This window comes from Brevibacillus choshinensis (assembly GCF_001420695.1).
Classification (GTDB): domain Bacteria; phylum Bacillota; class Bacilli; order Brevibacillales; family Brevibacillaceae; genus Brevibacillus; species Brevibacillus choshinensis.
The window spans coordinates 107725-122664 of sequence record NZ_LJJB01000007.1; the positions used below are offsets into that span (position 1 = coordinate 107725).

The 14940-nt window shown below is 50.6% G+C and carries 12 protein-coding genes; 10 read left to right on the forward strand and 2 right to left on the reverse strand.

The window, feature by feature from the left end:
• Positions 1-116 precede the first annotated feature (116 nt).
• Positions 117-1427: a DRTGG domain-containing protein gene (locus tag AN963_RS00535; protein WP_055742623.1), complete on the forward strand. Its 1311-nt coding sequence runs from the start codon at positions 117-119 to the stop codon at positions 1425-1427.
• 58 nt (positions 1428-1485) lie between these two features.
• Here the strand turns inward: AN963_RS00535 and AN963_RS00540 are convergent, their stop codons facing one another.
• Positions 1486-2721 carry an aminopeptidase gene (locus tag AN963_RS00540; protein ID WP_055742624.1) on the reverse strand — a complete coding sequence of 412 codons (1236 nt, stop codon included), beginning with the start codon at positions 2719-2721 and terminating at the stop codon, positions 1486-1488.
• 167 nt (positions 2722-2888) lie between these two features.
• On the opposite strand from AN963_RS00540, the gene AN963_RS00545 reads away from it, so the two are divergent.
• On the forward strand, positions 2889-3503 hold the full coding sequence (locus AN963_RS00545; RefSeq protein ID WP_055742625.1) for a DUF2087 domain-containing protein: 615 nt from the start codon (positions 2889-2891) through the stop codon (positions 3501-3503).
• 175 nt (positions 3504-3678) lie between these two features.
• On the opposite strand, the gene AN963_RS00550 is transcribed toward AN963_RS00545, so the two are convergent.
• Positions 3679-3990 (reverse strand): YtpI family protein, encoded by a 312-nt coding sequence (locus AN963_RS00550; protein ID WP_055742626.1) that lies wholly within the window; start codon positions 3988-3990, stop codon positions 3679-3681.
• Positions 3991-4166: 176 nt separating this feature from the next.
• On the opposite strand from AN963_RS00550, the gene AN963_RS00555 reads away from it, so the two are divergent.
• The 8 genes from AN963_RS00555 to pyk all read left to right on the forward strand — a co-directional run bounded on the left by AN963_RS00555 (position 4167) and on the right by pyk (position 14910).
• The gene (locus AN963_RS00555; RefSeq protein WP_055742627.1) at positions 4167-7595 is read left to right on the forward strand and encodes a DNA polymerase III subunit alpha; all 3429 of its coding nucleotides are present in this window, start codon (positions 4167-4169) and stop codon (positions 7593-7595) included.
• Between the two features lie 168 nt (positions 7596-7763).
• A complete protein-coding gene (locus AN963_RS00560) occupies positions 7764-9008 on the forward strand; it encodes an NAD(P)-dependent malic enzyme (RefSeq protein WP_055742628.1) in 1245 nt (414 codons plus the stop codon).
• Between the two features lie 102 nt (positions 9009-9110).
• Complete coding sequence (locus tag AN963_RS00565; RefSeq protein WP_055744394.1) at positions 9111-9782, forward strand: FadR/GntR family transcriptional regulator; 672 nt, start codon at positions 9111-9113, stop codon at positions 9780-9782.
• Positions 9783-9862: 80 nt separating this feature from the next.
• A complete protein-coding gene (locus tag AN963_RS00570; protein ID WP_055742629.1) occupies positions 9863-10045 on the forward strand; it encodes a hypothetical protein in 183 nt (60 codons plus the stop codon).
• Between the two features lie 21 nt (positions 10046-10066).
• Complete coding sequence (accD, locus tag AN963_RS00575; RefSeq protein WP_055742630.1) at positions 10067-11011, forward strand: acetyl-CoA carboxylase, carboxyltransferase subunit beta; 945 nt, start codon at positions 10067-10069, stop codon at positions 11009-11011.
• The gene (gene accA, locus AN963_RS00580; protein WP_055742631.1) at positions 10978-11934 is read left to right on the forward strand and encodes an acetyl-CoA carboxylase carboxyl transferase subunit alpha; all 957 of its coding nucleotides are present in this window, start codon (positions 10978-10980) and stop codon (positions 11932-11934) included. The genes accD and accA overlap by 34 nt, the downstream gene beginning before the upstream one ends.
• Positions 11935-12155: 221 nt before the next feature.
• Positions 12156-13115 carry a 6-phosphofructokinase gene (pfkA, locus tag AN963_RS00585; RefSeq protein WP_055742632.1) on the forward strand — a complete coding sequence of 320 codons (960 nt, stop codon included), beginning with the start codon at positions 12156-12158 and terminating at the stop codon, positions 13113-13115.
• A 40-nt stretch (positions 13116-13155) separates the two neighbouring features.
• Positions 13156-14910 (forward strand): pyruvate kinase, encoded by a 1755-nt coding sequence (pyk, locus tag AN963_RS00590; protein WP_055742633.1) that lies wholly within the window; start codon positions 13156-13158, stop codon positions 14908-14910.
• The last annotated feature ends 30 nt before the right edge of the window (positions 14911-14940 follow it).

Sequence of the window (14940 nt, forward strand, 5' to 3'; positions counted from 1 at the left end):
CTTTCTGATTCGGTAGCTTGAAAAAGCTACCCTTTTTTTTTGCCTCACCTTCGGGTATATTGTTCCAAGGAGCCAGTACGTTGAACGGGTGGGAGAGTAGGAAGGGGGAAAGCGACTTGGCAACAAAACACGAACAAATCTTGCAATATATTGATCGCCTTCCGATCGGCTCAAAGATATCGGTGCGGCAGATCGCCAAGGACCTGGACGTGAGCGAGGGTACGGCTTATCGTGCGATCAAGGAAGCCGAGACGCAAGGCTACGTCAGTACCATTGAGCGTGTCGGGACGGTACGAATTGAGAAAAAACAGAAAGAAAATATAGAGCGGCTTACTTTCGCCGAAGTAGTCAATATCGTCGACGGGCATGTGCTGGGTGGGCGAGAAGGCTTGCACAAGACATTGAATAAATTCGTCATCGGTGCGATGCAGCTGGAAGCCATGATGCGCTACATTGATGCTGGTAGTTTGTTAATCGTAGGGAACCGCTATCAGGCTCACAAAATCGCCCTGCAGCAAGGAGCTGCGGTGTTGATCACCGGGGGCTTCGATACGAGCGAAGAGATCAAGCAATTGGCGGATCGCCTTGCGCTGCCGATAATTTCGTCTAGCTACGATACGTTTACTGTAGCTTCCATGATCAACCGGGCCATTTACGATCGCCTGATTAAAAAAGAAATCGTCATGGTAGAGGATGTGCTCAAGCCGCTGGCAGAAACACCGGTCTTGTTACCATCCGATCCTGTGGCCAAATGGCATCAATATACAGAGCTGTATCAGGACACACGCTTCCCTGTCGTAGATGAGCATATGCGCTTGATCGGGATCGTAACCTCCAAAGACATCATCGGCCATGAAGAGACCGCGACGATTGACAAGGTTATGACCAAAAATCCGATTACGACCTCTCCGCGAGTATCGGTGGCTTCATCGGCGCACACGATGGTATGGGAAGGAATCGAGCTGTTACCTGTTGTGGATAATCACCGAAAGCTGGTGGGTGTCCTTAGTCGGAACGACGTATTAAAAGCCCTGCAATATACAGCCAAGCAGCCGCAAATGAGTGAAACGTTCCCGAATTTGATCATGTCCCACTTCCGCGAAGAGCGTAAGGCGGATGAACTCTTGTACCTAGGCGACGTGACACCGCAGATGACCAACCATCTCGGAACCATCGCGAGCGGAATCATGACCACAGTTATGGTAGAAGCCGCCTGTAATTTGTTGCGTCACCATCGGCGAGGGGATATGGTGCCGGAAAACGTCACAGTCTATTTCCTGAAGCCTGTGCAGATGGAGAGCCAGATAGAAGTACAACCGCGCTTGCTGGATATCAGCCGCCGCTTTGGTAAAGTAGAAGTGTCTGTCTACCATGGGGAGCAGCTGGTCGGTCAGGCGATGGTGACGGCACAAATCATCGAACGATAACCAAAAAGGTAAAAGGCCAACTGGACATCGAAAGCGTCCGGTATGGCCTTTTTTTAGCTTACGCTTCGACCCAATTTCCTTTGCGGAACAGTGGTACCAACGTGCCATCTGCAAGTTCGCCGTCAATGTCGAGCTGATCCGATCCAATCATAAAATCCTCGTGAACCACGCTGATGTTTGCACCACGTTCTAACAACTCTTCTTTTGACAGGCCGGTTCCTCCCTCGAGATTAAACGGATAGGCGCTGCCGAGAGCAAAGTGGCAGGATGCATTTTCGTCTACCCCGGTGTTGTAGAAGATTCGATTCAGATTGGAAATAGGGGAATCGTGTGGTACGAGAGCAACCTCCCCGAGATAGCGAGCACCATCGTCCGTTTCCAGAAATGACTGTAAGGCATCGTAGCCTACTTTTGCTGAGAAATCTGTGACTTTGCCATCCTGAAAAGTCAGGGAAAACCGATCGACGATTGTACCGCTCAAAATGAGTGGCATCGTACTGGAAACCGTGCCGTTTGTCCCTTGGCGGCGTGGCATTGTAAAGACTTCCTCGGTGGGTACATTCGCGATAAATTCTACGCCTGCCTGATTGAGACTGCTGCCGCCTGCCCATAAATGATGGTCGACTAACTCGACAGTCAGATCTGTTCCTGGTCCTTTATAATACAGCTTTTTATACTGTTTTTCGTTTAATTTCCCACACAAGGACTTCAGATTCTGAATGTGCTGCTGCCACGCACTGACAGGGTCGTTTTGATCTACGCGGGTCATGTGAAAAACGGCTTCCCACAAAGCCTGTATACGTTCCGGGTACGGTAGCTCTGGGAAAGCTTTGTCCGCCCATGCTTGTGTCGGGGCATTGATCAGGCACCAGCTCAATTTATTGGACCGGACGTAGCCCAAGTATTTTTGTCTAGCTGTCGCAGCCGCCAACCTTGCAGCACTGACCTTGGCATTGTCGATCCCATCAAATAATTCAGGATTGGGTACATCGATTTGGAGTAGTGCGCCGCCTGACTCTGCGAGCTGTTCCATGGAGGACGCGATCCACTGCGGATAATAGTGAAACGACTCGTCGCTCGCATATTCAAATCGGGCACGAGTAACGGCATCGTCGTCCCACACGACCTGCACGTAAGTAGCTCCAGCTTCGTACGCTTTACGGACGATGATCCGGACGAATTCAGCGCACTCCAGCGGTGCACCTAGATACAGGACCTGTCCGGGTTGCAGGTTTACACCTACTTTGATGACAAGCTCCGCGTACTTGTGTATGTGCTGCTCGAACGGATTCATGGGCAGACCTCTTTTCAAGAAAATAGGATGGCTTCCGTTAGTACGAATGCAATGGAACAATTGTTTCAAATTTCCATGTGGTTGACAAGGTGAGAGAGAATGAGTACCATCTAATTAAATGACTATCTAATTAGGTGAAGTAATGAAAACGAAACGGGTGATGGCACATGCAATTAGACAAACTTGTAGCCTTTCATAAAGCACTGGCTGACCCGACGCGCATTCGCATTCTCGCGATCTTGGCGAATGGACCACTACACGGGCAGGCTCTGGCAGGAAAAATGGGAGTGACGCCTCCGACGATCACGCACCATATGGCAAAACTGCGTGAGGCAGGAGTGGTTTATGAGAGAAGGGACAAGAACACGATTTATTTTTACGTGCACGAACTCAACATGAAACGGCAGTCACAAGCCATTTTGGATGTACTGGAAAAAGCAAAGAATGCACAGGGCGATTGGATGGAGGAAGCTCCAGAGGTAGATCAGAGGAGGGAGAGCATGGCAGCAGAACAATTACAGGTCATCCGCAACTTTATGACGCAGGATGGTAAGCTCAAACAAATACCGGTTCAACGTAAGAAAAAGCTGATTGTTTTGGAACATTTGGTACGCGGACTAGAGAGAGGAAGAAAGTATCAGGAGAAGGAGATCAATGAGTACATCAAGGCGTTCCATGAAGATTTTGCCACGATCCGTCGCGAGTTCGTCATGAATCACTATATGTATCGGGAGGACGGGATCTACGAGTTGAATCCTGAGGAGATGTGGGCGAAGGAGTAAAAGAATATAAAAAAGGACAACCGTCAGCACTGCACTCGGGTTGTCTGAAGCAATAAGATGTCACACAGGGACATTATAGCCTACGTATAAAAGGTTTAGCTACACGAAACGGCTGGAAACGGAGGTAAGAGATTTCCAGCCCTCCCTCTCGTCCTCCAATCTTCTACTTTCCGCGCTACACGCCTTTCTTTAATTCAGCGAGCCATAGAGTTTTATAACGAAAATAATTGCGTGTTCCCAAATACAAATTGATGATTCCCACGCCCAGCATCGCCAGAGCGACCACGATTCGGACCGTATCCAACTGCTCAAAGGTGAACTGATTGATGCCGAACAAGGTAACCAAAAGCCCCAAGGCGATATTCATTTTTCCCAGGGTCATGCGGGAAGCCAGCGGATGGATGCCCTGTCTGCGGGCATGGATGCTGAAATACACACTGGCAACCAGCGATGCGAGTACGCCGGTCAAGTAAAAGGCAGACCACATATACGGATTCATCCTCTCTACCAATCTGGTATTATCCTACCAAAAGAGCGCAACGGTGGTCAAATTCCCAAAGAACATTTGTTCCTATTACCCACGTGCGCATTTCTTTTCGGTATAATAGAAAGTGGGGAAGAAAAAGAAACGATTTGGAACGGAACCAGAGAGGAAGGAACAGCATGACCTCCTTTGTCCATTTGCATGTTCATACGGAGTACAGCCTGCTTGACGGAGCTGCGCGTATCGAACCGCTGGTAGCTCGTGCAAAAGAATTGGACATGCACGCACTCGCGATTACGGACCACGCCAATCTGTACGGAGCGATTCCGTTTTATAAAGCTTGCCTGGAGGCAGGCATCAAGCCGATTATCGGCATGGAAGTATACGTAATGGAAGGAAACTTGCAGGATCGTGTGCGCAATGCACCGGCCCCGAGCCATTTGATTTTGCTGGCTGAAAATGAACAAGGCTATCGCAATCTCTTGAAGCTGGCGACCATTGCGCAAACAGAAGGAAATTACATTTTGCCTCGCTTAAACAAAGAGGCGCTCGTCCGTCATTGTGCAGGCTTGATTGCACTCAGCGCATGTCGTGAAGGGGAAGTGGCTAGGCTCCTGCTGGCAGGAGATTCGGAGGGAGCAAAGGAAGCTGCTTTGTGGTATCGCCACACGTACGGACCGGACCATTACTTTCTGGAGCTTGCGGATCACGGGTTGGAGCAGGAGCGAAGGCTGAATGCGCGGCTTGTCCGACTGAGTGAAGAGACTGGTATTCCTCTGGTCGTCACGAACAACGTTCATTACGTTGATCAAAGCGATCATGCCACACACGACATCCTCCTCGCGATTGGAGAAGGCAAGACGGTGGGTGAGGAAAATCGTCTCCGCTACGAGACTGATCAGTATTACTTGAAGAGTGGAGAAGAGCTTGCCCCTGCGTTTGCTTTTGCTCCTGAGGCACTGGCCAATACGGTAGCGATCGCCGAGCGCTGCCAGGTGACGTTGTCGTTTGGAGAACATATTTTGCCAGAATTCCCTTTGCCAGCAGGACAGGATTCGACGGTGTTTTTACGGGAGCTGTGTGAAAAAGGTTGCCTGGAGCGATACAAGGAACTGACTCCGCAAATTCGTGAGCGATTGGATCACGAGCTGACCATTATTACAGGGACAGGCTTTACCGATTACTTTTTGATCGTTTGGGACTTCATGCGCTATGCCCATCAGAACGGCATTCCGACAGGACCGGGTAGAGGATCGGCAGCAGGGAGTCTGGTTGCCTATGCACTCAAGATTACGAACGTAGACCCTTTGCGCTTTCAGCTGCTGTTTGAGCGTTTCCTGAATCCAGAGCGGGTGACGATGCCCGATATTGATATCGACTTTTCAGTAGAGCGCAGAGATGAAGTGATTCATTATGTGGCAAATAAATACGGCCATGATCGTGTGGCTCAGATCATTACCTTTGGTACGATGGCGGCGCGTGCAGCAGTGCGCGATGTAGGACGTGCGCTGGGCCTGTCACTCGGACTGATTGATCGTGTGGCGAAAATGATTCAGCAGTCGCCGGGAATGACGATCGAACGGGCGATGAACATCAATCCGGAGATTGCCAAGCTGTGCGGGGAAAACAAGCAGGTAGCCCAATTGATTGCTACGGCAAAAGGAGTAGAGGGCTTGCCGCGGCATGCATCCACGCATGCGGCGGGAGTGGTCATCTCCCGAGAGCCGCTGACGGAGTATGTGCCTTTGCAGACTGGCAATGAAGGCTTGGCGCTCACGCAATATCCAATGGAGATTTTAGAAGAAGTGGGCCTGTTGAAAATGGACTTTCTCGGCCTGCGCAATCTGACGATTATCCAAGAAACCTTGCGCAATCTCGAGCACCAGGGAAACCCAATCGATCTGGAAGCTATCCCGACAGACGATCTCAAAACCTTTCGGATGCTCTCACGTGGAGAGACGACGGGCGTATTTCAGCTGGAATCATCCGGTATGCGCAACGTTCTGCGAGATCTGAAGCCGTCCAATCTGGATGATATAATCGCTGTCCTGGCGCTGTATCGTCCGGGACCGATGGAGATCATTCCACAGTATATCGCGGCCAAACATGGTCAGACAAACGTCCAATACGCCCACCCCGTGCTGGAGCCGATTTTGCGGGAGACGCATGGCTTCATGATCTATCAGGAGCAAATCATGCAGGTTTCTTCCGCGCTGGCTGGGTTTAGTCTGGGAGAAGCAGATATTCTGCGGCGTGCTGTGGGGAAAAAGAAACGGGAGCTCTTGGCAGAGCAACGAGAGAAATTCGTAGCTGGTTGTGTCAAACAAGGCTATGGGGATGAGCTGGGCAACGAAATCTACGACCTGATCGTGCGCTTTGCCGATTACGGCTACAACAAGGCCCACTCGGTCGCGTATGCCGTCATCGCCTATCAGATGGCGTATTTGAAGGCGAATCATCCGCTTGCGTTTATGGCGGCCTTGCTCTCCTTGTCCATCGGCAGTCAAACGCGCATTGCCGAGTATACCGAGGAAGCTCGTCGCTTGCAGCTACAGGTACTGACCCCAGATGTGAACCGTAGCAAAGCGCATTTTACAGTGGAGCAGGATGCGATTCGCTTCGGCTTGGCTGCAGTTAAAAACGTGGGATACAGCGCTATCGAGTCGATCGTCAAGGAACGGAGCAGCAGACCGTATCGGGACGTGTTTGATTTTTGCGCGAGGGTTGATGCACGGCTGGTGAACAGACGGGTCGTGGAGTCGCTGACGTTATGTGGGGCGCTAGATTCGCTGCCTGGACATCGCAGTCAGCTTCTCATGCTGTTGGATGAAGCGGTGGGCAAGGCAAACGGCAAGCGAATTGAGCGTGATGCAGATCAAATGAATCTGTTTGCAGGAGACGATGCGGGAGCACCCGTGCGCGAACCGGAGGATTATCCGGAAGTGCCGCCTTTTTCACGTGCTCAGCAATTAAAAGAAGAGCGAGATTTGTTGGGTGTCTACATATCGGGTCATCCGCTGGATCAGTTCTCCCACTTGGCCAATCGGGCAGAGATAACGGCTATTGCGTCGCTAGGGGAGCTACCTCGCGACAAGACGGTGAAAGTGTTCGGAATGATCACAGAAGAGCGGCGCATCCAGACGAAAAAAGGGGATGCAATGGCGTTCATTACCATGGAGGACAAAACGGCTCAGGTAGAATTGGTCGTCTTTCCGCAGGTGTATGCCAAGCATGCGGAGTTATTGACCAGAGAAAGCATGGTCGTGGCCGAAGCCCGTATTGATCATCAGGATGATTTGGTCAAGCTGCTCGCTTCCCGCTTCTGGGCGGCAGACGCATTGCCAAAGCCAACGGTAGAGACTGTGCTTTTTGTCAAAATATCGGAGGCTCAGGAGCATGATTCGACGCTCCAGCAGCTCCAGCAGTTGTTTGTCGAAAAAAAAGGAACAATTCCTGTGATACTCTTTTACGAGGGAAAAAGACAGACAATTCGCTTGCCGGATACGATAGGCGTTACGTTGGACGAGTCATTTTTGGAGAAAACGAGAGCAATTGTAGGACGTGACAGCGTAATTTCGAAAGAATTGCCCATAATGTGGGGAGGATGAGGAATGTCCTCCCTTTTTCGCCGTTTTCGGCAGGTTTACAGGATAATGGGTTTTGCTATATATTGAGGACATAACTTAAAAAGTGGTCAGACCACTGGGTGTGTTATAGTAGCAAACGCAGTTTAGAAGCAGTCATAGAAAAAGAAAAACGTGAATGGAGTGGTTATGATGTCCAATCTGAGAGAGGAAGCACTGGAACTTCACAGAAAACATCAAGGAAAATTGGAGGCTGTCACAAAAGTGCCTGTCCGCAATGCGCGCGACTTGAGCCTCGCTTATTCCCCTGGAGTTGCAGAGCCATGCAAAGATATTTTTGACGACAAGTCCAAAGTGTACGAATATACCATGAAAGGCAACCTCGTTGCAGTAGTCAGCGACGGTACTGCGGTTCTCGGTCTCGGAAATATCGGCCCAGAAGCAGCTATGCCTGTCATGGAGGGAAAAGCCGTCCTATTTAAATCCTTTGCAGGGGTAGATGCGTTCCCGATCTGCTTGAACACCACCGATGTAGACAAAATCGTAGAAACCGTAAAAATGCTGGAACCAACGTTCGGCGGGGTAAACCTGGAAGATATCGCAGCTCCTGCTTGCTTCGAGGTAGAAGAGCGTCTGAAACGTGAAACCAACATCCCTGTATTCCACGATGACCAACATGGTACTGCTATCGTAACAGCAGCTGGCCTGATCAATGCGCTGCGCGTAGTAGATAAAAAACTGGAAGACATCCGCGTCGTAGCGAACGGTGCTGGTGCAGCCGGTATCGCGATCATCAAGCTTCTGGTTTCCATGGGTGTAAAAGACGTTGTGATGTGCGATACAAAAGGGATTGTCTATGAAGGCCGTCCGTTCGGGATGAACCCGGTAAAAGAAGAAATGGCAAAAATTACGAACCACAACAAAATTCAGGGCGACCTGGCTGATGCGATGAAAGGTGCTGACGTATTCATCGGCGTTTCCGTAGCAGGTGCAGTGACATCTGAGATGGTTCGTTCCATGAATCGTGATGCGATCATCTTCGCGATGGCGAACCCGACTCCTGAGATCATGCCAGATGAAGCGAAAGCTGCCGGTGCTGCTGTTGTAGGTACAGGACGTTCCGACTTCCCGAACCAAGTAAACAACGTGCTTGCATTCCCAGGCATTTTCCGCGGAGCACTCGACACGCGCGCAACCAACATCAACGAAGAAATGAAGCTGGCAGCGGTATATGCCATCGCCGACCTGATCACGCCAGAAGAACTTTCGACCGAAAAAGTAATCCCAGCGCCATTTGACGCTCGCGTAGCTCCAAACGTAGCTGCAGCAGTAGCGAAAGCAGCGATGGAGAGCGGTGTGGCTCGCATCACTGTGGATCCAGAAGACGTGAAAGCAAAAACAATGAACCTGGCTGCGATTTCCTACCAACAAGTATAGGAGACTCGTACAGTCATCACCCTCCGAGACACCTGGATAATTTGGCAGGCGCCTCTGGAGGGTGCTTCACTTCACAGTAAGTGTTACGAAGGAGGATGAATGGTGCTCGACTCATCCCAAGATCGAAAGGTATACGAAGGGATTCTCCTGCAGATTCACGAGATCGTTCAAGAGAGAAACCTGCGTCCGGGCGACAAGCTTCCCTCTGAGAGAGAACTGTCAGAACAGCTAGGCGCAGGCCGATCCTCCGTCCGCGAAGCACTCAGGGCTTTGGAGCTTCTCGGACTGATCGAGACTCGCAGAGGGGAAGGCACATTCTTAAAGCATTACCGGCACAATCGTCTGATTGATATCCTCGGATTTTTCATTTTGCGGGATGCCAAGACGAAGAAGGATCTGGTTGAGATGCGCCGAATCCTGGAGTTGGATGCGGTTCGACTCGCCTGCAGGCGTGCGACTGACAAGCATTTTGAAGAAATGGAACGCATCCTGGCGATTGCCGAAGAACGGGTCGAACGCGGAGAAGTGCCGACGGAGGAAGACTACCAATTTCATCGAGTCATTTGCCGATCCAGCCGCAACTCGATCCTGCATCGGATTTGGACACCTCTGGTGGAATACAGCAACAGCGTTCGGACTGAGTCCTTGTCTCGTGAGGGCAGGGCGAAGCTAGCTGTGGCCGAGCATCGTGAGATCATGGAGTCTATTCGTGCAGGCGATGCAGCAGGAGCCGTTGAAAAAATGAGGCATCATTTGGAGAACAGCAAGCTATGATTTTCCCCCATTTGCGACAGGCGCAAAGGCTGTGATATGATGATGCAGACCTGTATTGGACGATGAAGGAGGAAGCCAGCGTGTGGACTGTCATCTACATCGCTCCTAGCGCTAGAATCGCAGAACGGATTCAACAACGTTTGACAGATGAAGGATTCCTGGTAAAAGTTCGCGAGGCAAAGGTCTCCAAGCAATACGAGATTTTGGTGCCGGAGAGCGAGCTACAAGAAGTCCAGGAAGTACTCGCCACGATCCTTCACTGAAGAGAAAGGTGGGGTGTACAATTGCTAAAAGATCTTTTTGGGAAAAAGCGTAAGTTTGCTACAGTCCCTTCGGAGACACTCGCACGTGTCCCAGCTTCCATCGACCATTCCAAGGAAGCAGGAACGAGAGAGAAGGAAGTCCCCGAGGGTTTGATGAATAAATGTCCACACTGTGGGACGATTCACTACTCCAAGGATCTGGAGAAAAACTTGCGCGTCTGTAAAGGATGCCAGTATCACTACTCCATGTCAGCTCCGGAACGTTTGGCATCGCTTTTGGATGAAGGTGTGCTGACGGAGGAATTTGACGCGAATCTAATCACGGCCAATCCACTCGGCTTCCCGGGATATCTGGAAAAGCTCGAGCAGGACAAGGCCAATACGAATCTGAATGAAGCGATCATGACCGGAGAAGGCGTGCTTGGCGGCAATCGGATTATTATTGGTGTCATGGATTCCCGTTTCCGTATGGCCAGCATGGGATCGGTCGTAGGAGAGAAAATTACACGTGCAATCGAACAAGCAATCGCTCGTCGTTTGCCATTCATTTTGTTCTCGGCATCCGGTGGTGCACGCATGCAAGAAGGTGTGCTCAGCCTCATGCAGATGGCCAAGACGAGTGCGGCTTTGTCGCGACTCGATCGGGAACGTCTTTTGTTTGTCTCCATCATGACGAATCCTACCTATGGTGGTGTCTCTGCGAGCTTCTCCTCTTTGGGAGATTACAATATCGCGGAACCGGGTGCTATGATTGGTTTTGCCGGACGTCGTGTCATTGAGCAAACGATTCGTCAGGAGTTGCCTAAAGACTTCCAAACAGCGGAATTCTTGTTGAAGAATGGGCAGCTCGATATGGTCGTGCACCGCAAAGACATGCGGAATACACTCGCCAAACTGGTAGAGATGCACACGTCGCGGGAAGGAGTGGAAGCATGGCAGGAGAACTCCCTTTTGAAAAGCCACTAATTGAATTGCAGGATAAGATCAAGGAACTGCGTCGCTTCACAGAAGAGAAGGGAATTGACTTCTCGGATGAGATCAAGCGACTGGAACAAAAGTCAAAAGACTTGGCTCAGCAAATTTATGGAAATCTGACGCCGTGGCAGCGTGTTCAATTGGCTCGCCATCCGGAGCGTCCGACAACCTTGGACTACATACAGCTACTTTTTACTGATTTTATGGAAGTGCATGGAGACCGTTTATTTGGAGACGACCATTCTATCGTTGGCGGTATTGCCAAGCTGGACGGGCGCCCGGTAACCATCGTCGGTCACCAAAAAGGGAAAGACACCAAAGAAAATATTAAGCGGAATTTCGGTATGGCGCATCCTGAAGGCTACCGCAAGGCTCTGCGAATCATGGAGCAGGCGGATAAATTCGGACGCCCGATCATCTGCTTTATCAATACGTCGGGTGCTTACCCCGGCAAGGCTGCAGAAGAGCGTGGCCAGAGTGAAGCGATCGCTCGCAATCTGCGTGAAATGGCTACCTTCCGTGTGCCGATTATTTGTATTGTCATCGGGGAAGGCGGTAGTGGTGGTGCCCTGGCAATCAGCGTGGGCAATCGAATCTTTATGCTGGAGAATTCGTATTACTCCGTGATTGCGCCGGAAAGTGCGGCGGCTATTTTGTGGAGAGATTCTAGCCTGGGGATGCGCGCAGCGGAAACGATGAAAATCACAGCGCCTGACTTGCTTGAGCTGGGTGTAATCGATGGTATCATCGATGAACCATTTGGAGGAGCGCATCGTGACTTGATCCAGCAGGCGAGTCTGGTCAAGGCAACGATTGTCGAACAACTGGAACAGCTGGGCAAAATGACTCCGGATGAACTAGTACAGGATCGTTACGAAAAGTTCAAACAGATTGGCGAATACGCCTCCCTGTAATTGCGGGGGGCGTTTTTTCGCTTTTTTCTGCACGGAAAATCTGCTACAATCTTAGTCGAATGCAGAAGTTATCAAAACTTCCAAAAAGTATGGCACATATCATTTTTTAGTATAACAGATATGTTAAGTGAACTGATACAGAGTGTTCCATACCTGATATGGTACATACTGTTGCCGTTTCATGACATGCTAAAGACGACACGATTGGAGAGGTGGATTCCATGCAAAAGCTTGCGGTTCTGACCAGCGGTGGCGATGCACCGGGAATGAACGCTGCGGTAAGGGCGGCAGTTCGACGGGCGGCTCACCACGGGGTACAAATGTACGGTGTGTACCACGGATATGAGGGACTGATGAGTGGAGATATCCAGGAAATGTCGCTGGGCTCAGTAGGGGATATTATTCAAAGGGGCGGAACCATTTTATATTCTGCCCGAAGCGAAGAGTTCAAGACTGAGGCTGGACAGCAGAGAGCCGTTGAGCAGCTCAGCAAGTTCGGCATCGAAGGGCTGATCGTCATCGGCGGAGATGGCTCCTTCCGCGGAGCGCAAAAACTGACGGAAAAAGGATTCCCTACGATTGGAGTACCAGGTACAATCGACAATGACATTCCTTGCACGGACTTTACGATCGGATTTGATACGGCATTGAATACGATTGTAGATGCGATCGATAAAATTCGGGATACCGCTACCTCACACGAGCGTACGTACATTATTGAAGTAATGGGACGCGATGCAGGAGATCTGGCCTTGTGGGCAGGACTTGCAGCAGGAGCAGAGTCCATCATTATTCCAGAAGAAGAACAAGACATGGAAGATATATTGGAGCGTCTCCATGCCGGACAACGGCGGGGAAAAAAGCACTCCATTATCATCGTAGCAGAAGGGGTAGGCAGTGCAGCGTCTTACGCAGATGCGATTACTAAGGCTACAGGGTGGGAGACGCGCGTGACGGTATTGGGTCACATTCAGCGCGGTGGATCTCCTACTGCGATGGACCGTATGCTGGCGAGCCGAATGGGAGCAGCTGCCGTTGATTATCTGATAGAAGGCAAGCGAGATCGCATGGTCGGTATACAGAACAACCAAATTGTCGAAGTGGATTTTAAAGAAGCATTGGCTCAAAAGCATAAACTGGACTTATCCGTTTATCAGTTGGCACGAACTCTGTCCATCTAGCGTGGGCAGGTTTTCAGGAGTTTAGAGGAGGCATATTCCTATGTTGAGAAAAGCAAAAATTGTATGTACCATCGGACCGGCAAGTGAATCGGTCGAAACGCTGAAAAAGCTGATCCATGCGGGGATGAATGTGGCCCGTCTCAATTTTTCACATGGCTCTCATGAGGAACACGCAGCACGGATCGTCAACATCCGAAAGGCGTCCGAAGAAACAGGCAAGCCAGTGGCCATCCTGTTGGATACGAAGGGACCAGAAATTCGTACAGGCACACTGTCTGTTGATGCAGTCGAGCTGCTTGAGGGAAATACGATTGTTCTCACCACCGATGAGGTAGCGGGAACGGCTGAGCGTGTTTCCATTACCTATGGAGAACTGCCAGAGGACGTAAATCCTGGTGATACCATCTTGATCGACGACGGTCTGATCGGCCTTACTGTCCAAGAGGTTCGGGGAAATGACATCGTTTGTCTGATCAAAAACGGTGGTACCCTCAAGAGCAAAAAGGGTGTCAACGTACCAGGGGTAAAGATCAATCTCCCGGGAATTACGGAAAAGGATGCGCAGGATATTGAGTTCGGTATTCAACAACAGGTCGACTTCATCGCAGCATCTTTTGTGCGTAAGGCGTCTGATATTTTGGAGATCCGTTCGATTCTGGAGCGCTATGGTGCACGCATCGATATCATCGCCAAAATCGAAAACCAAGAGGGCGTAGACAACGTGGATGAGATTCTCGTTGTTACAGACGGGATCATGGTTGCACGTGGAGATTTGGGTGTAGAGATTCCGGCGGAGGAAGTTCCACTTGTTCAGAAAAAGCTGATCAAAAAATGTAACGAGCTGGCTAAGCCGGTCATTACCGCTACGCAAATGCTTGATTCCATGCAACGGAATCCTCGCCCGACCCGTGCGGAGGCGAGCGATGTCGCGAACGCGATCTTTGACGGGACCGATGCGATCATGCTGTCCGGAGAAACGGCTGCTGGTAAATATCCGGTAGAATCCGTGGAAACGATGGAGCGGATTGCTGTACGAGCGGAGCAGGAACTCAATTATCGGGAGATCCTGTATACCCAGGCGCAGTTGAAACAGATCACGATTACGGATGCAATCAGCCAGGCAGTGTCCAACGCGGCACTTGATCTGGATGCAGCTGCGATTATCACAGCTACGGAAAGCGGGCATACGGCACGGATGGTCTCCAAATTCCGTCCAAAAGCCCCAATCGTAGCCGTGACACCGCATGCAAGTGTCATTCGTCGCATGTCGTTGATTAATGGCGTCTACCCTGTTTTGGGTGAGATGGCAAATACGACAGATGAAATGCTGGACATGTCGGTTCAGGAAGCTCTCGACTCAGGCTACGTGCGCCACGGAGACCTCGTGGTGATTACTGCTGGTGTACCTGTACGAGAGGTGGGAACGACCAATCTGATGAAGATTCACGTGATTGGCGATGTCGTAGCAAAGGGACAAGGGATCGGCCGTAAAGTCGTAACAGGAAAGGTCGTTATCGCTCGTTCAGCAGAGGAAGCTTTGGCGAAAACAGAGGAAGGCACCATTTTGGTGACGATCGGCACTGATTCAGACATGATTGAGGCCTTCAGAAAGGCATCTGCCGTGATCACGGAGGAAGGTGGACTGACCTCCCATGCAGCCATCGTCGGGCTCAATGTAGGGGTTCCTGTGATCGTTGGCGTCTCTCTGGCGACCGAAGTGTTAAAGGACGGTCAAGTCGTCACAGTAGACTCCGAACGTGGACACATCTACTCCGGACACGCTCGTGTTCTCTAGGTACAAAGTTTCATTTTCGCGCATATGATA